The sequence below is a fragment of the Agromyces allii genome (assembly GCF_009749385.1).
GTDB lineage: Bacteria > Actinomycetota > Actinomycetes > Actinomycetales > Microbacteriaceae > Agromyces > Agromyces allii.
This window is the reverse complement of record NZ_WBIN01000001.1, coordinates 435,169-457,838: the sequence shown is the minus strand read 5'-3', so window position 1 is coordinate 457,838 and position 22,670 is coordinate 435,169. Positions and strand designations below refer to the sequence as shown.

Here is a 22,670-nt window from a genome sequence, read left to right as displayed (position 1 = left end):
CGGCGCACGACGAAGGGCTGAGATGACGACCTCCGAGGCGACCGGCACGGCGAACGGCTGGCGACGATTCTGGAATCGCGGCGGATGGTGGAGGGCGTTCGCCCTCGCCCTGGCGTACATGGTCGTCTACCAGCTGTTCTCGCTCCTCGACGGAGCCCGCTTCGGCGGCCTCGTCGATCCCGACGACCTCTTCGCCGATCCCCAGTCCGTGTTCTTCGGCCTCGGACTCCCGGTGCTGCTGGGCGGGCTCGTCGCGCTGCTGTTCGTGTGGACGGTGGGCTGGACTCGCGAGATCTTCGGACGCCAGCCGGTCACGGGCAGCTGGTGGATGTGGATCGTGGTCGCGCTCGTCGTGATCCCGATCGTCCTGCGCGCCGTCGCGACCGACTACGCGGCCTACGCGCCCGGCGTCGTGCCGACCATGCTGCTCGTCGGCCTGTTCATCGGGTTCGCCGAGGAACTCCTGACCCGCGGCCTGGCCGTGAACCTGCTCCGCAGGGGCGGCTACGGCGAGAAGGTCGTCATGGTGCTCTCGTCGCTCATCTTCGCGCTGCTGCACTCGGTGAACATCCTCACCGGGCAGGAGCCGATCGCGGTGCTGCTGACCGTCGTCTACACGTTCGGGTTCGGCACGATGATGTACCTCGTGATGCGCGTGACGGGCAGCATCGTGTGGGCCATGCTGCTGCACGGCGCGACCGACCCGACGACGTTCCTGGCGACCGGCGGTGTCGACGCGCACGGTGCGACGACGGGTGACGCGGCGCTGCTGGGCATCGCCGGCGTCTTCAACGTCGTCTACCTCGTGGTCGCGATCGTCGCGATCTTCCTGGTGAAGGGCAAGGTCCGAGCGGATCAGGTCCAGTCGACGGCGTGAGCCCACCCGGCGATGTACGCCCGCTCGTTCGCGCCGAGACGAAGGCCGTGAACGGGCGGGCCGTCGACGCCGAGCCCGCAGATCTCGAAGACGCGGCGAACCACGAACGGGCGCAGCGGCGCGGTGGGGTTCGCCAGGATCTCCCGCTGGAGACCCCGGTCGAGCAGGGTCCACCAGGTCCCGATGGGCGGCAGCGCGGTGGCCGGGAGGGCCGTCGTGGTGCGCGCGGACGCGGCGGTGGTGATGCGGTGGTACATGTTTCCTCGTTCTGGTCGGCCACGTCGTCGGGGGCGACCGCAATAGACCATACGCCATGAACCCGGACTTCCGGAGGGCTTGACCTGCGGGTCCTCGGATGCCGCTGCCGGCCGTCGAACGGATCGCGCCGGGGTCTGGGCGAACCGGCTCGGACGGAGCATGATGGACGGATGGATCTGCCGGTGATGCCTCCTGTCTCGCCCATGCTGTCGAAGGCCGTCAAGGAGATCCCCGACGTCGGGCACGTCGAGCCCAAGTGGGACGGGTTCCGCACGATCGTGTTCCGCGACGGCGACGAGATCGAGCTCGGCAGCCGCAACGAGAAACCCATGACGAGGTACTTCCCCGAGCTCGTGGAGGCGCTGCGGGCGAACCTGCCCGAGCGGTGCGTCGTCGACGGCGAGATCATCCTCGTGCGCGACGGGCGCCTCGACTTCGACGCGCTGCAGCAGCGCATCCACCCGGCGGCGTCGCGCGTGAAACTCCTCGCCGAGCAGACGCCGGTCTCGTTCGTCGCATTCGACCTGCTCTCGCTCGGCGACGACGACCTCATGGCCCGACCGTTCGGCGAGCGACGCGCGCTGCTCGAGACCGCGCTCGCCGCGGCATCCGACCCCGTCTTCGTGACGCCGGCGACCGCGGATCTCGCCGAGGCGCGCGAGTGGTTCACCCGATACGAGGGGGCCGGCCTCGACGGGGTCGTCGCGAAGCCGCTCGACGGTGCGTACCTGCCCGACAAGCGCACGATGTTCAAGGTCAAGCACGAGCGCACCGCGGACTGCGTGGTGGCGGGGTTCCGCTGGCACAAGTCGGGCGACATCGTGGGTTCGCTGCTGCTCGGCCTCTATGACGGCGACGGGCGACTGCACCACGTCGGCGTCGCGGCATCCTTCACGATGGCGAAGCGGGCGAGTCTCGTGACCGAGCTCGAGCCCTACATCGAAGACGACCTGTCGCGGCATCCGTGGGGCGAATGGGCCGACGCCGAAGCGCAGCAGGGATCGCGGATGCCGGGGGCGGTGAGCCGCTGGTCGGCGGGCAAGAACCTGTCGTTCGTGCCGTTGCGACCCGAGCTCGTGGTCGAGGTCGGCTACAGCCAGATGGAGGGCGACCGCATCCGGCACACGGCCCAGTTCAAGCGGTGGCGCACCGATCGGGATGCCGCGTCGTGCACGTACGAGCAACTCGAGTCGCCAGACGGGCTCGACCTGTCGCAGATCCTGCCGGTGCGCTGACCCTGCCGGTGCGCCGACCCCGCCGCCTGCGCGGCGGTTCGGCGGGCCGGCTCAGATCACCGCGCGGAGACCGGCCGACAGCGCGGTGTGATGCTCGAACACGAGGTTCGTCTCGGTGAGCGCGACCGCCGGGTTGGCCGAGAGGTTCTTCAGCACGAACTGTCGGACGTGCTCGCTGTCGCGCACGCGCACGTGGATGAGGAAGTCCTCGGTGCCGCCGAGGAAGAACAGCTGCGCGACCTCGGGTTCGCGTCGCAGCTCGTCGGAGATCTGCTCCATCAGGTGGCGCGCACCCGGCCGGATGCGCACGCTCACGAGCGCCTGCAGCGTGAAGCCGAGTGCGATCGGGTTGATCTCGGCGGTGTAGCGCACGATGACGCCGCGTTCGCGGAGCGAGCGCACGCGGGCGAGGCAGGTCGACGGCGAGATGCCGACGGCCCTGGCGAGATCGACGTTCGGAATGCGCGCGTTGTCGTGCAGGCGGGCGATGATCGCGCGGTCGACCTCGTCGAGGTCGGCCGGCCCGGCGACGGTGCCGGCCGAACCGGTGCCGGCCGAACCGGCGCCGGCCTGCACGGTCGTGCTGATCTGCGGCGCATCGATCATGGCGCGGCATCCTTTCGAACATTCGAATCGAGTATCGCAACTCTACCGAATTCTGTGCGGTGCACCTTTCGATCCGACGCATAAGCGGCGAAAATCAGAGGTACAGTCCCATATCGTTCGGAGCCCCCATGTACATCGGCGTGCCTGCTGAGATCAAGAACAACGAATTCCGCGTCGCGATGACGCCGGCCGGCGTGCACACGCTCGTGCAGCGCGGCCACCGCGTCGCCATCCAGTCCGGTGCGGGCACCGGCGCCGGCTTCACCGACGACGAGTACGTGACCGCCGGCGCCGAGATCGCGGCCACCGCGGCCGAGGCCTGGTCGGCCGAGCTCGTGCTCAAGGTCAAGGAGCCCATCGAGGCCGAGTACGGATTCCTCCGCGAAGACCTCACGCTCTTCACCTACCTGCACCTCGCGGCCGACCTGCCGCTCACGCGTGCGATCCTCGACTCGGGCGTCACCGCGATCGCGTACGAGACCGTGCAGCTCGCCGACCGCTCGCTGCCGCTGCTCACGCCCATGAGCGAGGTCGCCGGCCGACTCGCACCGCAGGTCGGCGCGGCCGAGCTGCTCGCCTCGAAGGGCGGACGCGGCGTGCTGCTCGCGGGCGTTCCGGGCACCTCGCCCGCGAAGGTCGTCGTCATCGGCGGGGGTGTCGCGGGGGAGCAGGCGGCGGCGACCGCGCTCGGCCTCGGCGCCGACGTGACCGTGTTCGACATCTCGCTGCCGAAGCTGCGCGAGCTCGACGCCCGCTACGACCACCGGATCAAGACGCTCGCGTCGTCGCCGTACGAGATCGCCCGGCAGGTCGCCGACGCCGACCTCGTCGTGGGTGCCGTGCTCGTGCCCGGCGCCGCGGCGCCCAAGGTCGTCACCGACGAGATGGTCTCCCGCATGCGCCCCGGCGCCGTGCTCGTGGACATCGCGATCGACCAGGGCGGCTGCTTCGAGGGCTCGCGCCCGACGACCCACGCCGAGCCCACCTTCCGCGTGCACGATGCCATCTACTACTGCGTCGCGAACATGCCCGGTGCGGTGCCCGCGACATCGACGCCCGCGCTCACGAACGCCACCCTGCCCTACGCCGTGCGCATCGCCGACCTCGGCTGGCAGGCCGCGCTCGCCGCGGACCCCGCGCTCGCGAAGGGCCTGAACGCCACGGGCGGTCGCCTCACCAACGAGGGCGTCGCGCTCGCGCACGGGCTGGAGCTGCAGACCGCGCCGTGATGCCCGTGCCGGTCGCCCGGTCGCCCGGTCGCCTCTCGAGACGAGACGCTTCGCTCCTCGATCGGCGACCGGCGATCGGCGGCTCAGGAGAGCGTGAGGAACAGCTTCTCGAGCTCGTCGACCGTGAGCCGGTCGGCTCGATGGACTCGGGCGTCGGATGCCGCGCCCGGGCGTTCGTCGTCGAGGCAGTCGCGCATCGCCGTGGCGATGATCGCGAAACCGGCCTTGTCGAGCGCGCTCGAGACCGCCGACAACTGCGTCACGACCGTGCGGCAGTCGGATCCGGACTCCACGGCGTCGATGACGGCGTTCAGCTGCCCGCGCGCACGCTTCAGTCGATTGAGGATGCGACGTTGCGCATCGGAGGCCTGAGCGTCGGAGCCCGGCGCGACGTCGGCCGATGCGGCCACGGCCGCCGCGGCATCCGTCGCCGTCGTCACTCGGTGCTGCCGAGCATGAGCGGCATGCCCTGGCGGTGCCATTCGACGATGCCGCCCGAGATGTTGACGGTGTCGATGCCGAGGCTCTCGAGGTAGGCCGCGGCCTGCGCGCTGCGACCGCCGATGTGGCAGAGCGTGTAGACGGTCGCGTCGCGGGGCACCTCGTCGACCCGGGCGACGAGTTCGCCGAGGGGGATGTGCAGGGCGCCGTCGATGCGGGCGCGCTCGAGCTCGTGCGGTTCGCGCACGTCGAGGATGACGACGCCGTCGAGCTCGTTCACTTCGGTGGGGGTGATCTCCTGCATCGTGGTGCGGTCCTTCGGGTCGGTGCCGCGCGTTCGGCGGGGCGCGGGCGGGGCGGTCGAGGCTATCACGATACCCATGGGGTATCCGAAGCCGCTTCGAACGGCGCTGCATCCCAAGAATCCGGCGTGCTGGCCTTATCGTGTCCGTGTGCGGCGGCTCGAACGGAACGAAGACGAGGACCTGGTCCTCGACGCGAACACGGATGCCGCGGCCGAAGAACCCACCCCGGAAGCGATGTCTCAGAACCTCACGAGCCCTCACAGCCTCAGCCTCGGCGACCCCGAACTCGTCGCAGGCAATGTCGCCGAGCCGTCCTGGCGCCGCTGGCAGCGCGAGCTCGAGACCGTCGGCGGCCGATCGCCGCTCGTGCGGTTCGTCGACACGCCGCGCACGCGCATCGAACTCTCGACGACGCACCCCGGCGGCCTGCCCCAGTTCATCACCGGGCGCTCGACGCTGCTCTCGAGCCTCATCCGCGACGAGCTCGCCCTGCGCAACGCGCGCCTCGCGGCCGCCGAGATCACCCAGAAGGGCGTCGAGCTGCGCTCGGTGCGCGGCGTCGAAGCCGTGCACCTCGCGATCGGCCTCGCATCGTGGCGCAACGGCGGCGAGGAGTTCCTCGCCCCGGTGCTGCTGCGCCCGCTCGCGATCCGCCGATACGGCCGCGACTTCGAGCTGAAGCTCAAGGGGCAGCCGTTCCTGAACCCGGCGCTCGCCCGCGAGCTGCGCGAGCAGTTCCAGATCACGCTCGACGCCGACGCGTTCGTGGCGCTCGCGATCACGAACGGCGTCTTCAAGCCGCAGCCCGTGATCGACCGGCTGCGCGGGCTCACGAGCCACCTGCCGTGGTTCCAGGTCGCGCCGCGCCTCGTGGTCTCCTCCTTCGCCGAGGTCGGCCCCTCGATGGCAGCGGATGCCGCCGAGCCCGACCATCCCCTGATCGACGCGATCGCGGGCAACCCGACCGCACGGGCGGCCTTCGCCCGCGGCGGCGAACGCGTTCGCCCGGTGCCGCAGGACGAACGGCCGCCGTCGACCGACACGCTGCTGCTCGACGCGGATCCCGAGCAGGAACGCGTCGTCGCCGAGATCGAGGCGGGCACGTCGCTCGTCGTGAAGACGCTGCCCGGCACCGGCGGCACGCAGACCATCGTGAACGCGGTCGGTGCGCTCGTCGCCAAGGACCGTCGCGTGCTCGTCGTGGGGGCGCGACGCGCGAGCCTCGACGGCATCGTGCACCGGCTCGGCCAGGTCGGGCTCGGGGGAGCGGCCGTGACGACGGCGAGCCTGCGGCGCGACCTCATCACGTCGATCTCGCGCAACGAGAAGGTCGAGCGGCCCAGGGTCGCCGACGTCGACGACGCGCTCGTGCGGCTGCGCAAGGCGCTCGTCGACTACCGTTCGGCGCTCACTCGGCCCGAGCCCGAACTCAAGGTCTCGGTGCTCGACGCGCTCGGCGAGCTGGCCCGACTCGCGCTGCTGCCCGGCGCCCCGTCGACGACCGCGCGCCTCTCGCACGCATCGCTCTCGGCGCTCGCCGAGGGCCGCGAGAAGGTCTCGCGCGACCTCGTGCGCGCCGCTGCACTGGGCGAGTTCAAGTACGGCCCGGGCGACTCGCCCTGGTACGGCGCATCGTTCGCGTCGTCGGCCGAGGCGACCGAGGCCCACGAACTCGCGAAGCGCCTCAGCAACGTCGACGTGCCGCGCCTCATCGACCGCGGTCGTTCGCTCATCGCGCAGACCCGCCTTCGCACGTTCGAGTCGGTCGCCGAGCTCGGCGTGTTCCTGCGCCTGCTGCTCGACGTGCGCGAGACGCTCGACCGGTTCCGCCCTTCGGTCTACGACCGCCCGCTCGGCGAGCTCATCGCGGCGACGTCGCCCCGCCGCGACTCGCCCGGCATGTCGGGCGCGAACCGTCGCCGACTGCGTCGGCACGCGCTGGAGTACGTGCGCCCCGGGGTGCACGTCACCGATCTCAACGCGGCCCTCCGCGGCATCCAGCAGCAGCGCACGCTCTGGCAGCGCTACTCCGAGGCCGGCTCGATCCCCGGCGTGCCGGTCGGGCTCGACGACGTGCACGTCGCGCACCGTTCGGTCGAGAACGACCTCGGCGTGCTCGACGGGCCGCTCGGGCTCACGGGCACTCCGCGTCGGCTGGCCGCGCGCCCCGTGCGCGACCTCACGACGATGCTCACCGGGCTCGCGGCGGAGTCCGAGGTGCTCGCGAACCTGCAGGAGCGCACGGCGCTGCTCGGCACGCTGCGCGACCTCGGCCTCGACCCCCTGCTCGTCGACCTCGCCAAGCGCCACGTGCCGGAGCAGATCGTCGCCGCCGAACTCGAGCTCGCCTGGTGGCAGTCGGTGCTCGAGCAGATGCTCGCGACCGACACGGCGCTGCTCGGCGCCGACACGGCGCTGCTCGACCGGCTCGAAGGCGACTTCCGGCTCGTCGACGAGGCGCACGCGTCGTCGGCCGGCCCGCAGCTCGCCTGGCATCTCGGCGAGAACTGGAAGGTCGCGCTCGTCGACCACCCCGAAGAGGCGGGGCACCTCAAGCGCATGCTCAGGGGCGACCGCGTCGACGCGGCGAAGCTCCAGCACGACACCCCGCACCTCTTCCGCGCGCTCGCGCCGATCTGGCTCGCCTCGCCCTACGACGTCGCCGCCATCGACCCGTCGATCACGTTCGACACGGTGATCCTCGTCGACGCCGGCTCCACGACCATGGCCGAGAACCTCGGCGCGATCCGACGCGCCAGGCAGATCGTCGCGTTCGGCGACCCCGTGACGCAGACCCCCACCATCTTCGAGACCGGTCTCGACGACCCCGATGCGACGACGGATGCCGCAGCCGACGCCGAGCACGAATCCGACGGGGTCGACGCGCTGCACGCCGACTCGGCGCTCGCCCGCCTCGGCGAACTGCTGCCGACCATGACGCTCACCCGCAGCTACCGCGCCGGAGGCGAGGACCTGGCGGAGCTCGTGAACCGGCGCTTCTACGGCGGACGCATCGAGTCGCTGCCCTGGGCAGGGAGCTTCCTCGGGCACGGCAGCCTCGGCCTGCACTACGTGCGCGGCAACGGACTGCCCGACCAGGTCACCGGTACCGTCGAGAGCATCGACTCCGAGGTCGCCAAGGTCGTCGAGCTCGTCATGGAGCACGCCGTCAAGCGTCCACGCGAATCGCTCATGGTCGTCACCGCGAGCACCCGCCACGCTGCTCGCGTGCATCAGGCCGTGCTCGCGGCGTTCGCCAAGCGCACCGACCTCTCGGACTTCATCCTGAAGGATCGCGCCGAACCGTTCACGGTGCTCACGCTCGAGCAGTCCGTGGCGCAGAGCCGCGACCGCGTCATCTTCTCGGTCGGCTACGGTCGCACCCCGCACGGCCGCCTGCTCTCGAACTTCGGGTCGCTCGGCGAACCCGGCGGCGACCGCCTGCTCGCGGTCGGCATGACCCGCGCCCGCCGGTCGATGGACATCGTCTCGGCGTTCCGGCCCGACGACATCGACGAGGAGCGCCAGTCGCACGGCGTGCTCGCGCTCGCGAGCATCCTCAGCCAGACCGAGGGCCGCGCGGCCGAGGAGCCGAACGGGACCTCGGGCGCCTCGATGCTCGACGACCTCGCGGCCAGGCTCGAGCGTCGCGGAATCCGCGTCAGTTCCGGGCACCGCGGCCGGCTCGCCCTCGCCGCGGCGAACGCCGGAAAGGCCGTCGTCGTCGAGACCGACGAGGTGCTCACCGGGTACAGCCTGCGCGAGTCGCTGCGCCTGCGCCCCGACGTGCTGCGCCGCCTCGGCTGGCACTACCTGCGCGTGCACAGCTTCGAGCTCTTCGGCAACCCCGAGGCGGTCGCCGACCGGGTCGCGACGCTGCTCGGCAAGCCTCCGGTGCTGCCGCCGGATGCCGCATCCGCATGAACGACGACCGCCAACGCGTCGAGCGGGCGAAGGGCCGCGCCCGACGCGCACGGCTGACGCCGGCGCCCGGCACGGATCCGACGCCCGAGGCCCCGGTGCCCGGGCGCGACGCGAGCGCCGATGACGAGGACGCCGGGCGCGCGACATCCGCTCGCCCTGAAGACGAGCGCCTGAGACGCGAGAAGCCGCCGCACTGGGGCTGACGCGCTGATCGCGCTGCCTGGGTGCGGCGGCTTTCTCGAAGTTCGGTCCTGCCTCAGTGCTTGGGCTGGTGCGCCTCACCGGTCGGGCGCTCCGCGAGCAGGTCGCGGATCTCGGACAGCAGGGTGAGCTCCGACTCGGGCTCGTCGGGGTCGGGCCGGCCGGCCTTGCGCTTGGCCTCGGCCCGCTCCTTGAGCGTGTTCATCGGGAGGACGAACACGAAGTACACGACCGCGGCGATGATGAGGAACGACAGGATGGAGCCGACCACGGCCCCGAAATGGATCGTCGCGTCTTCGCCCGTGATCGACGGGATGGTCACGGGCCATGCCGTATCGAGGCTCTGGGCGTTGAAGATCGCCCCGATGAGCGGGTTGATGAGGTTGTTCACGATCGAGGTCACCACGGCCGTGAACGCGGTGCCGATCACGACCGCGACGGCCAGTTCGATCACGTTGCCCCGGAGGATGAACTCCTTGAAACCCTTCAGCACGTCGCCCCCTGCTGTCTCGTCGATCAGGTCTAGGCCACGCTAGCGGTCGAACCGCCCGAAGACGAACCCGACGACGACGAGCCGCCCGACGAGCCCGACGAGCCCGACGAGGAGCCACCAGAGGACGACCCCTTCGACGAGTCGCCCGACGAGCTCTTCGCCGCGGGCACCGCCGAGCTGCCCGAACGCGAGTCGGTGCGGTAGAAGCCGGACCCGTTGAAGGTGACGCCGATCGAGTTGAACACCTTGCGCAGCGGACCCCCGCAGGACTCGCAGACGGTCAGGCTGTCGTCGGTGAAGGACTGCTGGATGTCGAAGGCGTTGCGGCACTCGGTGCAGCGGTACGAATACGTGGGCATGAAGGACTTTCGGTTCGAGGGGGTGCGACGCCGGTCAGAACGCGTGGATGCGCGTCGGGGTGACGACGCCGTTGACCGGCTGATCGTGCACCTCGCGCGGAACGTCTTCGACGAACTCGCTGTCGAAGACCACGGCGTACACCGGAGGACATTTTCCCATTGATCCGACGGTTTTGTCGAAATAGCCCCGACCCCAGCCCATTCTCATGCCCGTGCGGTCGATCGCGGCGGCCGGGACGATGATCAGGTCGACGTCGTTGATGGCCATCGGACCGAGCAGTTCGCCGACCGCCTCCGGCGTGCCGTGGAGGCCGAGCACCTCGTCGTCGGCCTCGCCGATGGTCCAGTCGAGCAGCCCGTCTTCGCGCGTGACGGGGAACAGCACGCGGATGCCGTGGGCTTCGGCCCACTCGACGAACGGGCGCGTGTCGGGCTCGGACGGCATCGAGAGGTAGCACGAGACCGACGCGGCATCCGTCGACCCGACCAGTTCTTCGAGCCTGGCCGTGAAGCCCTCGGTCGCGTGCCGCCGTTCGAGGGCGGACATGTTCTGCCGGCGTTCGCGGAGTTCGGCGCGCAGAATCCGCTTCTGGACAGACGGATCGTCGGACATGCCCCTCATCCTAAGACGATGTTCAGATTTCGGAGCCGCGCCGGTAGCGGCTTCCGGATACGCTGAAGCGCATGACTGAACGCATCACCAAGGCAGTGATCCCGGCAGCCGGACTCGGCACTCGATTCCTTCCCGCCACCAAGGCGATGCCGAAGGAGATGCTGCCGGTCGTCGACAAGCCCGCCATCCAGTACGTCGTCGAAGAGGCCGTCGCCGCGGGGCTCGACGACGTGCTCATGATCATCGGCCGCAACAAGAACGCGTTGGCCAACCACTTCGACCGGGTCACCGAGCTCGAGCACACGCTCGAGACCAAGGGCGACGACTCCAAGCTCTCGAAGGTCAAGGAGTCCAGCGACCTCGCCGACGTGCACTTCGTACGCCAGGGCGACCCGAAGGGCCTCGGCCACGCCGTGCTGCGCGCCCGCAAGCACGTCGGCAACGAGTCGTTCGCCGTGCTGCTCGGCGACGACCTCATCGACGCGCGCGACCCGCTGCTGACCCGCATGCTCGAGGTGCACGCCCAGCGCGGCGCCACGGTCGTCGCGCTCCTCGAGGTCGACCCCGACAGCATCCACCTCTACGGCGCCGCCGCCGTCGAGGAGACCGAGGAGGGCGACGTCGTGCGCATCACGGGCCTCGTCGAGAAGCCCGCGAAGGAGGTCGCGCCCTCGAACTACGCGGTGATCGGCCGCTACGTGCTGAAGCCCGACGTGTTCGACGTGCTGGAGCGCACCGAGCCCGGCAAGGGCGGCGAGATCCAGCTCACCGACGCGCTCATGGAGATGGCGGAAGACGTCGAGGGCACGGGCGGCGTCTACGGCGTCGTGTTCCGCGGCCGCCGCTACGACACGGGCGACAAGCTCGACTACATCAAGGCCGTCGTGCAGCTCGCCGTCGACCGCGAAGACCTCGGACCCGAGCTCAAGCCCTGGCTGGCCGAGTACGTCGCGGGCCTCGGGCGCGACTGACGATGCCCGCCGCGGTGATCCCGACGCTCCGCGACGGCGACCTCGTCGTGCGCCCGATCCGGGCGCGCGACGCGAAGCAGCTCGAGCGGGTGCTGCTCGACAACCGTGCATGGCTCCGCCAGTGGGAGGCGACCTACCCGGGCGGCAGCTCGATCATCGACACGCGCGCGAGCATCCGCAACCTGCTCGCGCACGCGCGGGCCGGTCACGCGCTGCCGTTCCTCCTCGAGGTCGACGGCGAGATCGTCGGGCAGCTGAACGTCTCGTCCATCGCGTACGGGTCGCTCTCGTCGGCGTCGATCGGCTACTGGGTCGCGCAGAGCGCCGCGGGGCACGGCATCACGCCCACCGCGGTCGCGCTCGCGACCGACTACTGCTTCCAGGTGCTGCGCCTGCACCGCATCGAGATCTGCATCCGCCCCGAGAACGGACCGTCGCTGCGCGTCGTCGAGAAGCTCGGGTACCGGTACGAGGGCCTGCGCCGGCGCTTCATCCATATCGACGGATCGTGGCGCGACCACTTCTCGTTCGCGCTCGTCGCCGAGGAGGTTCCGGGCGGGGTGCTCCGGCGGTGGCGCGACGGACGAGCCCCGGTCGACGCCGCGCGCATCCCGGCCGAGGACCGCACCGCCGCGGCGCAGCCACTTCGGCTATCAGATCACTGACACACCCCGCAACCGCCCCCGGCATCGGTCGGCGGTGACCTAGCGTGTTCGTATGGGAGTGATCGGCGGGGGTCTGCTCGTGGCAGTGGCCGCGGCATTGTGGATCGCGTACCTCATGCCCATCTGGCTCCGCCGTCGGCAGTACCTCGCGACCGAGCGCAACGCGGTTCGGCTGCAGCAGACGCTCCGCATCCTCGCCGAGACCGCAGAGACGCCCGAGCCCGTCGTGATCGAGGCCAACGCCCGCCAGATCGCGCTGCACCAGCGGGCGTTGCGCGAACAGGAGCGCACGGCCCGCCTCGAGGCGCAGACGACCGAGCGGCTCGCGATCGCCGAGCGCAAGGCGGCAGCGGTCGCTGCCGATGCGGCTGCCGCCGTCGTCGACGAGGCGCAGGCCGCCGCCAGGGCGCAGGCGCGGGCGCGCGCTCGCACGCTCACGGAGCCGATCGAGGTCGTGCCGACGGATGCCGCGGCACCTCGCTCGGCCGCAGGCGCGTCCGTCGCCTCTCGCCGGGTGCGGCGACGTCGCCGTGCGCTCTGCTCGCTGCTCCTGCTCGTCGGCCTGCTGACCACCGTCGGCGGACTCGTGGCGCTCGCGTTCGGGGCCTCGCCGCTCGTCGCCGTGGCTGGGGGAGCGCTCGTCGTGGCCGCGTTCGCCGGACTCGCAGTCCTCGCCCGCGTGCGCACCGCGGCGCCGGTCGCGGTGCCGGTCGCGCGCCCCGTCGCCGAGCCGTTCGAGCCCGTCGAGCTGCCGGCCGATGCCGAGCCGCACGAGGGCTGGACGCCGCAGCCGCTGCCGAAGCCGCTCACGCTCTCGCGCGGCACGATCGCCGCGACCGCCATGGCGTCGATCGAGGCTGCTGCCGAACTGCAGCGCCTCGCGGCCGAGGCCGAGCGTGCGAAGCGCATCGACGAACTCGCGACGCCCGTTCCGACGATCGCACCCGCGGCCACGGCGCCGGCCGCGGCATCCGCGACCTCGGCTGCGGTGACTCCCGAGCCCGCCAGCCCCTACGCGGGCATGGGCGTGGTCGGCGAGCCGCAGCGTCGCTTCGGCGATCTCGACGCCGTGCTGCAGCGTCGACGCAAGGTCGGCTGAGCGTCGAGCGGAGCCGTCGCCCGCAGTGGTCAGAACCACTGCTTCGGTGGTGATAGGCTCGTACTCGCTCGGGCCCATGGCGCAGTTGGTAGCGCGTCTCGTTCGCAATGAGAAGGTCGGGGGTTCGAATCCCCCTGGGTCCACCAGAGCTGGAAAGCCCCGGAGAAATCCGGGGCTTTCTGCATGTCCGGCCGTGCTGATCGGTCGCGAGCCGCGGGCGCGGGCGTAGTCTGGCTGGGATGTCGCAGCCACCGCTCACCAGGTCGATCCCCGTCTCCGAGCAGCACCGGTGGCGGGCGTACTGGATCTGCGTCGGCGTCGCCGCGCTCACGATCCTCGACCTGTCGAAGGTCAACGTGGGACTGCCGTCGATCGAGGCGGCGTTCGACGCCTCGGCGACGCAGCTGCAGCTCATCGTCGCGGGGTACGTGCTCACGTTCGGCCTCACGCTCGTGCCGGCCGGGCGCATCGGCGATCAGCGATCGCGCAAGACGCTGTTCGTCACGGGCCTCACCCTCTTCCTCGTCACGAGCCTGGTTGCGGCTATCGCGCCGAACATCACGGTGCTGCTCGTGGCCCGCCTGCTGCAGGGCGTGGCGGCCGGCATCCAGATGCCGCAGGTGCTCGGCATCATCCAGGAACTGTTCCGCGGCAAGGAGCGCGGCAAGGCGTTCGGGCTCTTCGGCGCGGTCATCGGCCTCGCCACCGCCTTCGGTCCGACGCTCGGCGGGCTCATGATCGCAATCGGCGGCCCGACCGACGGATGGCGCGGCATCTTCCTGCTCAACGTGCCGCTCGTGATCGTGGCGCTCGTGCTCGCGATCTGGTTCCTCCCGGTCACGCGTCGCCCGTCAGACGAGCCGCTCTCGCTCGACCCCGTCGGCCTCGCGCTCTTCGCGGTCACCGTGCTCGCGCTCATGTGGCCGTTCCTCTTCACCACGGGCTCGCCCGAAGACAACCCGGCGCGGTGGTGGGTGCTCGTGGTCTTCGTGCTGGGGCTCATCGGGTTCCTCGCGTGGGAACGGCGGTACGCGGCATCCGGGAGGCAGCCGCTCGTGCCGCTCCCGCTCTTCGGGGTGGCGTCGTTCCGCAACGGCATTTCGCTCGCGAGCGTGTACTTCGCGGCGATCCCCTCGATGTTCCTGCTCACGACGCTCTACCTCCAGGACGGACTCGGGCTCGAGGCCGTGTACGCGGGCATGGTGAGCATCGGGTTCGCGCTCGTCAGCGCGGTCGCCTCATGGGTGGGCGGCAACCTCGTCAATCGGCTCGGACGCCCGCTCGTCGTCGCGGGCCTCGTGCTGCTGCTCGTCGGCATCGGCCTGCTCGTGCTCGTGGCCATCACGACGCCCGCCGGCGTCACGCCGTGGGCGATGGCCGGCGCGATGGCGATCGCCGGCGCCGGAGGCGGTCTCGTGGTCTCGCCGAACCAGACGCTCACGCTCATGGACATCCCGGTGAAGCAGGGCGGGCTCGCCGGATCGGTCGGACAGCTCGGACAGCGCATCGGCACCGCGATCGGCACCGCGATCACCCTCTCGCTCTTCTACTCGACGATCTACCGGGAGTCCGACGGCAAGCCCGACCTCGAGGTCTACCACCACGCCTACGCGTACGGCATGCTCGCGGTGGCCGTGCTCATCGCGGTCGCGTTCGGCATCGGCGTGGCCGACCTCGGCTCGCGTCGGCGACGACGAGCGCAGGACGACGGGGCCGCGGCGGTCGGCTGACGAGGGTACCGCCAGCAGGTGCGGCGCCCGACCGGCTCAGCCGCTCGCGAAGCAGACCGGGTCAGCCGATCGCGAGGATGTGCGCCCGCTCGGGCTTGTCGTAGTGCTCGAGCGCGGCACGCAGGGCGACCCGCGGCATGCCCGCCGCCCGCGGCTCGAGGAACGCCGTCAGTCGCGCGCGATCGAGGTCGCCCGCCGAGCGGAGCACCCATCCGAGCGCCTTCGCAACGTAGGGCTCTTGGTCGGCTGCGAGCGGTTCGGCGATCGCGTAGGCGTCGTCGAGCTCGCCGCGCTTGAGGAACGCGAACGTCGCCACGAGCGCCGTGCGTCGTTCGGGCCAGGCTCCGGATGCCGCGAGCCGGCGGAGCGGCGCGCGGTCGCGCTCGAGCAGCCAGCCGCCGACGACATCGCGTGCGGCGAGGTCGACGAGGTCCCACTGGTCGATGCGGGCGTGGCGGCGCAGGTAGAGGTCGTAGAGCTCGTGCCGTCGGGACTCCGAGGTGCGGCGGTGGGCAGCCGACTTGCCCATGATGCTGCAGGCGAGCGCGCGCACCTCGTGCGTCGACTGCTCGAGCAGCGCCTCGAGTTCGGCGACGGGCAGGTCGAGGGCTGTCTTGGCGAGCTCGAACACCTGGCCCATGCGCACGCCGATGAACGGCGCCGAGTCGTCGGGCGGGAAGAACCTCGTGTACTTCTGCCGTTCCTCGGGCGTGGCGATGGTCTCGAGCTCGGCGATCAGCCCAGCGGCATCCGTCATCTCGCGCCCCCTTCGCGCACGGCGTCAGCTTACGGCAGCGGGCTCCTGCACCTCTGGGGCGTCGGAGAACGCGAGCTTCGGCACGAACGCGAGCAGCACGACCGAGACCGCCGCCGTGAGGCCGCAGACGATCCAGACGGTGAGGTAGCCCGAGAGCGAGCCGGCGGTGCCCTCGGCACCCTCTGCGCCCGATCCGCCGATGACGTGGCTCGCGAGCGCGATGCCGAACACGCAGGAGGCGATCGCCCCGCCGACGGTCTTGACGGAGTTCGTGAGGCCCGTGGCGACACCGGTCTGCGTCGACGGTGCGGCGGCCGCGGCTGCGGCCGGCAGGGCGGCGACGAGCGCACCCGAGCCGAGGCCCGCGATGATCATGTTCGTCAGCGTCTGCGCGTAGGTGTCGTGCAGCGGCACGAACAGCAGGTAGCCGATCGCGACGAGCGACGAGGCCAGCATGAGCGTGATGCGGGGCGTGAGCCTGCGCGCGATCGAGGAGTACGAGAGGGCGCCGGCGATCATCGCGATGAGGTAGACGCCGATGAGGAGCGAGGTCTGGAAGCCCTGCGTGCCGAGCCCGTAGCCGTAGACCTCGGGGTCGGTGCGGGCGAACGTCGACAGCGGGGCCTGGGCGCCGAGCACGCTGACGCCGAACAGGCCGGCGGTGATGAAGATCGGACGAAGCGACGGCGACGCGAACATGCGCACGTCGATGAGCGGGTCGTCGTGGCGGAGCTCGAACCGTGCGAACGCCGCACCGAGGGCGATGCCGAGCACGATGAGCCCCCACGACAGCGGGTCGGCGACGCCGTTGAGGCGCAGGAAGCTGAGGCCTCCGGTGACGGCCAGCAGCGCCAGGGAGATGAGCACGAGTCCGACCAGGTCGAGGCGGCCGCCCGTGAGTTCGGGCGATTCCTTCACGCCGAACAGGATGACGAAGAAGCACGCGGTGACCGCGATCGCGGGGATCAGGAGCACCGTCGTGAGCGGGAGCACGTCGATCAGCGCGCCGCCCGCGAGGGCACCGGAGATGGCGCCGATCTCGAGCGCGGCGACGAGCACGCCGGCCGACTTCATCGTGAGCGACGCAGGGTGCCCGGCCCGACGCGAGCGCGACCAGATCAACGCGATCTCGAGGGGCAGCCAGACCACGTAGAAGCCCTGCAGCGCCCAGGCCGCCAGGAAGACGGCGAACGAGTCGGTGAACGGCAGCACGAACGACGCGGCCGCGGTGATGGCCGTCGACCACACGAGCATGCGCTTGTGGCCGACCATGTCGCCGAGCTTCGCGAACGCGGGGACGACGAGCGCCGACAGCATGAGCTGCGTGCCCTCGAGCCAGTTCACGTCGGCGTCGTGGATGCCGAGGTTGCGCGCGATGTCGGTGAGCATGGGCGTGTAGAAGCCCTGCAGGATGCCGCTGGTGAACTCGACGAACGCGAGGAAGCCGACGATCGCGGCCAGTGGTCCGAGGCTGACGGCACGCGGCATCGGGGGCTCCTTCGGGTTGGGGTGGATTCACCCTAAGCCCTCGTGGGAGCGCTCCCGTTCCGAGATCGGCCCCGATTGATCACGCTTCGGTCACACCTGGGCGGATGCCGCGACGGCGCGTCGCGGCATCCGTTCGCCATGGTGCGGGGCGGGCGGCCCTCAGGCCGTGAGCGAGGCGATGAGCGCGCGGTGGAACCGCTCGCCGCGTTCGAGGCTGTCGAACGTGACGGACTCGTCGACGCCGTGGATCGCGGCGCGCTGCGCGGCGGTCATGGCGAGCGGCGCGAACCGGAACACCGAGGGCGAGAACCGGTGGAACCAGCGCGAGTCGGTGGCGGCCATGACGAGGTACGGCGCGGTGATCGCCTCGGGGTACGAGGCTGCGACGGCCGCCTCGATCGCGTGGAAGGCGGGGCTGTCGGTCGCCGACTCGGGCGACGGCTCGCTGCCGTCGAGCACGGTGACGCTGACGTGCGGATCGCGGATGACGCGGCGCACCCGCGCGGCCGTGCCCGCGACCGTCTCGCCGGGCGCGATGCGCAGGTTCAGCACGGCGGCCGCCTGCGACGGCAGCACGTTGTGCGCCGTGCCGCCCTCGAGCATGGTCGCCGCGACGGTCGTGTGCACGATCGCCGCGGGCTCGCCGCCGAGCCGCGCGAACACGCGGGCCGTGACCCACGGCAGCGCGGTGAGGGCCTGCAGGAGCAGCTTGGGAGCGCCCTTCGTGTGCGGCGTGAAGCTGCGCAGCATCGCGCGCGCCGAGACCGGAACGCGCTTCGGGAAGGGATTGGGGTGCAGACGGTGCACCGCGCGCGCGATGCGGTCGGTGGGCGTGTGCGTGGGCGGGGCGGAGGCGTGCCCGCCCTTGCTCTCGGCCTCGAGGCGCAGCGACACGATGCCCTTCTCGCCGACGCCGACCATCGCCGACGGCACGGCGACGAACGGGAGCGGCGCGTCGACGACCGCACCGCCCTCGTCGAGCACGAGCCAGGGCGTGATGCCGCGCTCCTGGAACAGGTCGGCGATCGCCTTGCCGGCGCTGCCGTGATCCTCCTCGTTGCCGCCGAACGAGAGATACACGTCGCGCGCGGGCGTGACGCCGTCGGCGAGCAGGTTCTCGACCGCCTCGAGCAGCACGAGCATCGGGCCCTTGTCGTCGAGCGCGCCGCGGCCCCAGACCGATCCGTCGTGGATGCGGCCCTCGAAGGGCGGGAACGTCCAGCCGTCGGCCTCGACCGCGGGCACGACGTCGTAGTGCGCCATGAGCACGATCGGGTCGGCGTCGCTCGCGCCCTTCCAATGGAAGAGGAGGCCGAGTGGGTGCACCTGCTCGAACGCGAGGTGCTCGTGGGTCAGCGGGTAGAGCTCGGCCAGGAGGTCGCGGAAGGCGTCGAAGTCGGCCATGCCGCGCTGCTCGAGCTCGGCCGAGACCGTCGGCAGCGCGATCATGCGGGAGAGGCGCTCGGGGGCGCCGGAGCGCACGGTCGGGACAGCGGGCTGCGCGGGCGGGGACGGCTGTGCGGGCGGTGCGGGCTGTGCGGGCGCCGTGGGGGAGTCGGGCATGCGACCCAGCGTACGACGCGATCGGACCGCCTCAGGCCACGGGCGGTGCCGCTCGTCAGGCCACGAGATCCGCGGCGGGAGCCACGAGCGCGGTCAGCTCGCCGGCGCCGAGCTCGCGGCCGAACGCGGGATGCCCCGGCTCGAGCGCGCGTCCGTTGGCGAGCGGCCCGCCGTCGACCGCGTCGAAGCCGAGGTCGTCGATGATGCGCGCGAGCACCGTTCGCGCCTCGGCGTCGTCGCCGACGACCGCGAGCGCGCGGCGCAGGGGAGAGCCGGCATCCATGCTGTCGTCCTCCATCTCGTGGTAGCCGAGGTGGTTCAGCGACTTGACGACGCGGGCGTTCGGGTTGCGTGCGGCGTTGATCTCGCTCGTCGAGCGCTCGTCGGCGTCGATCTCGGCGATGTGGCCGTCGACGGGCGGCCAGTAGTTCATGGCGTCGACCACGATGCGGCCGTCGAAGTCGTCCCACGGCACGGTGCCGCCCTTGCCGAACGGCACGGCCACGATGATCACGTCCGACCCGGCGACGAGCGCGTCGGGCGACGCGACCTTCGCGCCGGGGGCGACGACCGAGACGAGCAGGTCGAGTGCGGTCTGGCGCGGCGAGCCCGCCATCACGACCTCGTATCCGGATGCCACGAGCAGGCGGGCGAGGGCGGTGCCCACCTTGCCCGCTCCGAAGATGCCGATCGACGGCCGGTCTGCCACGTGCATGTCTCCATTCTCGCGCGCACGCCCCTGCGGATCCGAGCGGTTCCATGCGTGTGCATCGGGTGCAACCGATCGGGCGGATGCGGCATTCCCGGCGAGGTGCCCCGCGACGTCGCCGCGCGGCATCCGCCCGACCGAGGGGTGCGGCCGTCGCGGTGCGGGAATAGCCTCGGAGGAGTCCCGGTTGATCTATGCGAATGCATACGGATGAAGGCGGAAACAGCATGACCCACTACGAGTTCGGCGTCGACACGTTCGGCGACATCACCCTCGACGCCAACGGCGCGAAGCTCTCGCACGCGCAGGTGCTGCGCAATGTCGTCGAGGAGGGCGTGCTCGCCGACCGGCTGGGACTCGACTTCTTCGGCGTCGGCGAGCACCACCGGCACGAGTTCGCCGTCTCGGCACCCGAGGTCGTGCTCGCCGCGATCGCAGCCCGCACCGAGCGCATCCACCTCGGATCGGCGGTCACCGTGCTGAGCAGCGACGACCCCGTGCGCGTGCACCAGCGCTTCGCGACCCTCGACGGCATCTCGAACGGACGCGCCGAGGTGATCCTCGGGCGCGGGTCGTTCATCGAGTCGTTCCCGCTCTTCGGCTATGACCTCGCCCAGTACCAGGAGTTGTTCGACGAGAAGCTCGAACTGTTCGCCGCGCTGCTGCCGCAGGAGCCCGTGACGTGGAGCGGCAAGCTGCGCCCCGCACTCACCGACCAGCTCGTGTTCCCGACCGTCGAGCACGGCTCGCTGAAGACGTGGATCGGCGTGGGCGGAAGCCCCGAGTCGGTCGTGCGCGCCGCGCATTATGGCCTGCCCCTCGTACTCGCCATCATCGGCGGCAGCGCGGCCCGCTTCGCGCCGCTTGCCGATCTCTACCGTCGCGCGCTCGACCAGTTCGGGCACGAGCCGCAGCCCGTCGCGATCCACTCGCCCGGCTTCATCGCCGACTCGCGTGCCGAGGCGCTCGACACCCTCTGGCCGCACTACGAGGCCATGATGAACAAGATCGGCGCCGAACGAGGCTGGGGCCCGACGACCCGAGGGCACTTCGAGAGCGAAGCCGTCAACGGCGCGCTCTACGCGGGCGAGCCCGAGGCCGTCGCGAAGCGCATCGCCGACGCCCTGCGCGTCACCGGTGCGACGCGCTTCGACATGAAGGTCTCCAACGGCGGCCTCTCGCACGAGGCCATCATGGGCAGCATCGAGCGCTACGCGACCCAGGTCGTGCCGCGCGTGCGCGAACTGCTCGCGGCCGACGTCGACATCGAGGCAGATCTCGCCGCCGCGCGGGAGCTCGCAGCGCAGGACCGGGCGGATGCCGCGGCCGAGCGCTCCTCGACGGTCGAGTAGCGGCGCGTCGCCGGGGTCGTCGCCTACCCGGCGGCGGCCGCGGTCGCCCGCGCGGCGCGACGCCGCACGATCGCGCGGAACCACGCGGCATCCGGGACCCTCGCGAGGAACGTGCCCGAGATGATCGTGATGAGCACGTACGCGGTCGCGAGCGGCGCGAGTTCGGGCGCGGCCCCCGAGGCGACCGCGATGCCCGCGATGACGATCGAGAACTCGCCGCGGGGTGCGAGCGTGAAGCCCGCACGCCACTGGCCGAGGGTTCCGACGCCCGCCCGCCTGGCCGCGTAGGCGCCGGTCACGACCTTCGTGGCGATCGTGACGACCGCGAGCACGAACGCCGGCAGCACCATCGACCAGAGCGACGACGAGTCGGACGTGATGCCGAAGAACACGAAGAAGGTGGCCGCGAACAGGTCGCGGAGCGGCGTCAGCACCCGGCTCGCGTTCGCGGCGACGCGGCCCGACAGGGCGATGCCGACGAGGAACGCGCCCACGGCGGACGACACGCTCACCTGCGCGGCGAGCCCGGCGACGAGCATCGTGAGGCCGAGCACGCCGAGCAGCAGCGGCTCGTACTGGTCGGCCGGGAACAGCCTGGACACGATGTGCCCGTGCCGCAGCGCGACGAAGAGGATCACGCTCACGACGGCGAGGGCGATCGCGACGCCGACCGCGCCCTGCAGGAACGTCGCGCCGACCGCGAGCGCCGACAGCACGGGCAGGTAGAACGCCATCGCCAGGTCTTCGATCACGAGCACGCCGAGGATCGCGGGCGTCTCGCGGTTCGACAGGCGTCCGAGGTCGCGCAGCATCATGGCGACCACGCCCGACGAGGACACCCAGGTGACGCCCGCGAGGGCCACCGCCGCGAGCGGACCCCAGCCCATGATGAGCGCGACGAGCGCGCCCGGCACGGCGTTCATGAGCGCGTCGACGATGCCCGCCGCGCGAGCGGACTTCAGGCTCTCGAAGAGCTCGGTCGCCGTGTACTCCAGCCCGAGCAGGGCGAGCAGCAGGATGATGCCGATCTCGGAGCCGGCCTCGAGGAACTCCGCGCTCGCGTCGAGCGGAACGAGGCCGCCCTCGCCGAACGCGAGTCCGATGACCAGGTAGAACGGGATCGGCGACATGCCGATGCGCAGGGCGAGGCGCCCGGCCAGGCTCATGATGAGCAGCAGCGCGCCGACTTCGATCAGCAGCAGTGTGGTGTCGTGCATCGGCGGCGCCCGGCGATCAGTCGGGGCCGTTGGCGAGCAGCTTGGCTACTCCGTCGAGTCCTTCTCGTGTTCCGACGGCGACGATGACGTCGCCCGCCCGCAGGTGGTCGGCGGGCGTCGGGGAGGGGATGATCGTGCCGTCGCGCACGATCGCCACGATCGACGCGTGCGTTCGGGTTCGGGCCTTCGTCTCGCCGAGCGTGCGATTCAGATACGGCGAATCGGTCGGCAGGGCGATCTGCTCGGTGTAGAGGCCCGCGGTCTCGTCGCTGAGGCTCGTGAGTCGGCTCAGCATGACCGAGGCGCCGAGCACGTCGGCCAGCGCCGCCGCCTCGTCGTCGTTCAGCTGGATCGAGTCGCGGCACGCGTCGGGATCGTCACGGTCGAAGACGCCGAGATCGCGCTCGCCGTCGCGGTGCGAGACGACGCTGATGCGACGCCCGCCTTCGGTCACCAGGTCGTGACGCACGCCGATGCCCGGCAGGTCGACCTTCTCGATGCGAATACCCACAGCGGATATCGTAACCCCGCTGAGGGGGCGTCCGTCCGGTTCGGCGAAGCCCGGCGGCGGCGCGTCG

General features: G+C 71.2%; 23 protein-coding genes and 1 tRNA gene. 11 read left to right on the top strand and 13 right to left on the bottom strand.

Translation table 11 applies throughout. The annotated features are described in order from the left end of the window. The first annotated feature begins 22 nt into the window (after positions 1 to 22). Positions 23 to 877 carry a CPBP family intramembrane glutamic endopeptidase gene (locus GQR16_RS02070; RefSeq protein ID WP_157413472.1) on the top strand — a complete coding sequence of 285 codons (855 nt, stop codon included), beginning with the start codon at positions 23 to 25 and terminating at the stop codon, positions 875 to 877. On the opposite strand, the gene GQR16_RS02065 is transcribed toward GQR16_RS02070, so the two are convergent. After that, positions 856 to 1,134 carry a hypothetical protein gene (locus GQR16_RS02065; protein ID WP_157413471.1) on the bottom strand — a complete coding sequence of 93 codons (279 nt, stop codon included), beginning with the start codon at positions 1,132 to 1,134 and terminating at the stop codon, positions 856 to 858. The genes GQR16_RS02070 and GQR16_RS02065 overlap by 22 nt on opposite strands. A gap of 171 nt (positions 1,135 to 1,305) precedes the next feature. Between GQR16_RS02065 and GQR16_RS02060 the strand changes: the two genes are divergently transcribed. Beyond that, the gene (locus tag GQR16_RS02060) at positions 1,306 to 2,370 is read left to right on the top strand and encodes an ATP-dependent DNA ligase (RefSeq protein WP_157413470.1); all 1,065 of its coding nucleotides are present in this window, start codon (positions 1,306 to 1,308) and stop codon (positions 2,368 to 2,370) included. A gap of 51 nt (positions 2,371 to 2,421) precedes the next feature. Here the strand turns inward: GQR16_RS02060 and GQR16_RS02055 are convergent, their stop codons facing one another. Then, a complete protein-coding gene (locus GQR16_RS02055) occupies positions 2,422 to 2,976 on the bottom strand; it encodes an Lrp/AsnC family transcriptional regulator (protein WP_157413469.1) in 555 nt (184 codons plus the stop codon). A 128-nt stretch (positions 2,977 to 3,104) separates the two neighbouring features. Between GQR16_RS02055 and ald the strand changes: the two genes are divergently transcribed. Continuing rightward, positions 3,105 to 4,205 carry an alanine dehydrogenase gene (gene ald / locus GQR16_RS02050; protein ID WP_157413468.1) on the top strand — a complete coding sequence of 367 codons (1,101 nt, stop codon included), beginning with the start codon at positions 3,105 to 3,107 and terminating at the stop codon, positions 4,203 to 4,205. 83 nt (positions 4,206 to 4,288) lie between these two features. On the opposite strand, the gene GQR16_RS02045 is transcribed toward ald, so the two are convergent. Further along, positions 4,289 to 4,645 carry a metal-sensitive transcriptional regulator gene (locus GQR16_RS02045; protein ID WP_425482603.1) on the bottom strand — a complete coding sequence of 119 codons (357 nt, stop codon included), beginning with the start codon at positions 4,643 to 4,645 and terminating at the stop codon, positions 4,289 to 4,291. Beyond that, on the bottom strand, positions 4,642 to 5,028 hold the full coding sequence (locus GQR16_RS02040; protein ID WP_246200395.1) for a rhodanese-like domain-containing protein: 387 nt from the start codon (positions 5,026 to 5,028) through the stop codon (positions 4,642 to 4,644). The genes GQR16_RS02045 and GQR16_RS02040 overlap by 4 nt, the downstream gene beginning before the upstream one ends. Before the next feature lie 157 nt (positions 5,029 to 5,185). On the opposite strand from GQR16_RS02040, the gene GQR16_RS02035 reads away from it, so the two are divergent. Both GQR16_RS02035 and GQR16_RS02030 read left to right on the top strand, forming a co-directional pair. After that, positions 5,186 to 8,875, top strand: a complete 3,690-nt coding sequence (locus tag GQR16_RS02035) for an AAA family ATPase (protein WP_246200435.1) — start codon at positions 5,186 to 5,188, stop codon at positions 8,873 to 8,875. Continuing rightward, on the top strand, positions 8,872 to 9,078 hold the full coding sequence (locus tag GQR16_RS02030) for a hypothetical protein (RefSeq protein ID WP_157413466.1): 207 nt from the start codon (positions 8,872 to 8,874) through the stop codon (positions 9,076 to 9,078). The genes GQR16_RS02035 and GQR16_RS02030 overlap by 4 nt, the downstream gene beginning before the upstream one ends. A 53-nt stretch (positions 9,079 to 9,131) precedes the next feature. Here the strand turns inward: GQR16_RS02030 and mscL are convergent, their stop codons facing one another. The 3 genes from mscL to GQR16_RS02015 are packed head-to-tail and all read right to left on the bottom strand — an operon-like array spanning position 9,132 to position 10,541. Next, positions 9,132 to 9,569: a large conductance mechanosensitive channel protein MscL gene (gene mscL, locus GQR16_RS02025; protein WP_157413465.1), complete on the bottom strand. Its 438-nt coding sequence runs from the start codon at positions 9,567 to 9,569 to the stop codon at positions 9,132 to 9,134. Positions 9,570 to 9,598: 29 nt separating this feature from the next. Continuing rightward, complete coding sequence (locus tag GQR16_RS02020; protein ID WP_157413464.1) at positions 9,599 to 9,928, bottom strand: FmdB family zinc ribbon protein; 330 nt, start codon at positions 9,926 to 9,928, stop codon at positions 9,599 to 9,601. A 34-nt stretch (positions 9,929 to 9,962) separates the two neighbouring features. Beyond that, on the bottom strand, positions 9,963 to 10,541 hold the full coding sequence (locus GQR16_RS02015; RefSeq protein ID WP_157413463.1) for a 5-formyltetrahydrofolate cyclo-ligase: 579 nt from the start codon (positions 10,539 to 10,541) through the stop codon (positions 9,963 to 9,965). A gap of 71 nt (positions 10,542 to 10,612) precedes the next feature. Here GQR16_RS02015 and galU point away from each other — a divergent pair, with 71 nt between their 5' ends. The 5 genes from galU (at position 10,613) to GQR16_RS01990 (ending at position 15,006) form a co-directional block, all read left to right on the top strand. Beyond that, a complete protein-coding gene (galU, locus tag GQR16_RS02010) occupies positions 10,613 to 11,512 on the top strand; it encodes a UTP--glucose-1-phosphate uridylyltransferase GalU (protein ID WP_157413462.1) in 900 nt (299 codons plus the stop codon). Positions 11,513 to 11,514: 2 nt separating this feature from the next. Next, complete coding sequence (locus GQR16_RS02005) at positions 11,515 to 12,177, top strand: GNAT family N-acetyltransferase (RefSeq protein WP_157413461.1); 663 nt, start codon at positions 11,515 to 11,517, stop codon at positions 12,175 to 12,177. Between the two features lie 52 nt (positions 12,178 to 12,229). Next, positions 12,230 to 13,276, top strand: coding sequence for a hypothetical protein (locus GQR16_RS02000; protein WP_157413460.1), 1,047 nt, complete (start codon positions 12,230 to 12,232; stop codon positions 13,274 to 13,276). Positions 13,277 to 13,346: 70 nt separating this feature from the next. Then, positions 13,347 to 13,422: transfer RNA gene (locus GQR16_RS01995), tRNA-Ala, on the top strand. Between the two features lie 93 nt (positions 13,423 to 13,515). Beyond that, positions 13,516 to 15,006: an MFS transporter gene (locus GQR16_RS01990; protein WP_157413459.1), complete on the top strand. Its 1,491-nt coding sequence runs from the start codon at positions 13,516 to 13,518 to the stop codon at positions 15,004 to 15,006. Positions 15,007 to 15,067: 61 nt separating this feature from the next. Here the strand turns inward: GQR16_RS01990 and GQR16_RS01985 are convergent, their stop codons facing one another. The 4 genes from GQR16_RS01985 to GQR16_RS01970 form a co-directional block, all read right to left on the bottom strand. Then, entirely contained in the window at positions 15,068 to 15,763 is a 696-nt protein-coding gene (locus tag GQR16_RS01985) for a DNA alkylation repair protein (RefSeq protein ID WP_157413458.1), read from the bottom strand. A 24-nt stretch (positions 15,764 to 15,787) separates the two neighbouring features. Then, positions 15,788 to 17,251, bottom strand: coding sequence for an MFS transporter (locus tag GQR16_RS01980; protein ID WP_157413457.1), 1,464 nt, complete (start codon positions 17,249 to 17,251; stop codon positions 15,788 to 15,790). 159 nt (positions 17,252 to 17,410) lie between these two features. After that, positions 17,411 to 18,814 (bottom strand): M20/M25/M40 family metallo-hydrolase, encoded by a 1,404-nt coding sequence (locus GQR16_RS01975; protein ID WP_157413456.1) that lies wholly within the window; start codon positions 18,812 to 18,814, stop codon positions 17,411 to 17,413. Between the two features lie 55 nt (positions 18,815 to 18,869). Further along, on the bottom strand, positions 18,870 to 19,652 hold the full coding sequence (locus tag GQR16_RS01970) for an NADPH-dependent F420 reductase (protein WP_157413455.1): 783 nt from the start codon (positions 19,650 to 19,652) through the stop codon (positions 18,870 to 18,872). Positions 19,653 to 19,750: 98 nt separating this feature from the next. On the opposite strand from GQR16_RS01970, the gene GQR16_RS01965 reads away from it, so the two are divergent. Continuing rightward, positions 19,751 to 20,875: an LLM class flavin-dependent oxidoreductase gene (locus GQR16_RS01965; RefSeq protein WP_157413454.1), complete on the top strand. Its 1,125-nt coding sequence runs from the start codon at positions 19,751 to 19,753 to the stop codon at positions 20,873 to 20,875. 23 nt (positions 20,876 to 20,898) lie between these two features. Here the strand turns inward: GQR16_RS01965 and GQR16_RS01960 are convergent, their stop codons facing one another. Further along, complete coding sequence (locus tag GQR16_RS01960) at positions 20,899 to 22,092, bottom strand: cation:proton antiporter (protein ID WP_157413453.1); 1,194 nt, start codon at positions 22,090 to 22,092, stop codon at positions 20,899 to 20,901. A 16-nt stretch (positions 22,093 to 22,108) separates the two neighbouring features. Beyond that, the gene (locus tag GQR16_RS01955) at positions 22,109 to 22,603 is read right to left on the bottom strand and encodes a cation:proton antiporter regulatory subunit (protein WP_157413452.1); all 495 of its coding nucleotides are present in this window, start codon (positions 22,601 to 22,603) and stop codon (positions 22,109 to 22,111) included. Positions 22,604 to 22,670 lie beyond the last annotated feature (67 nt).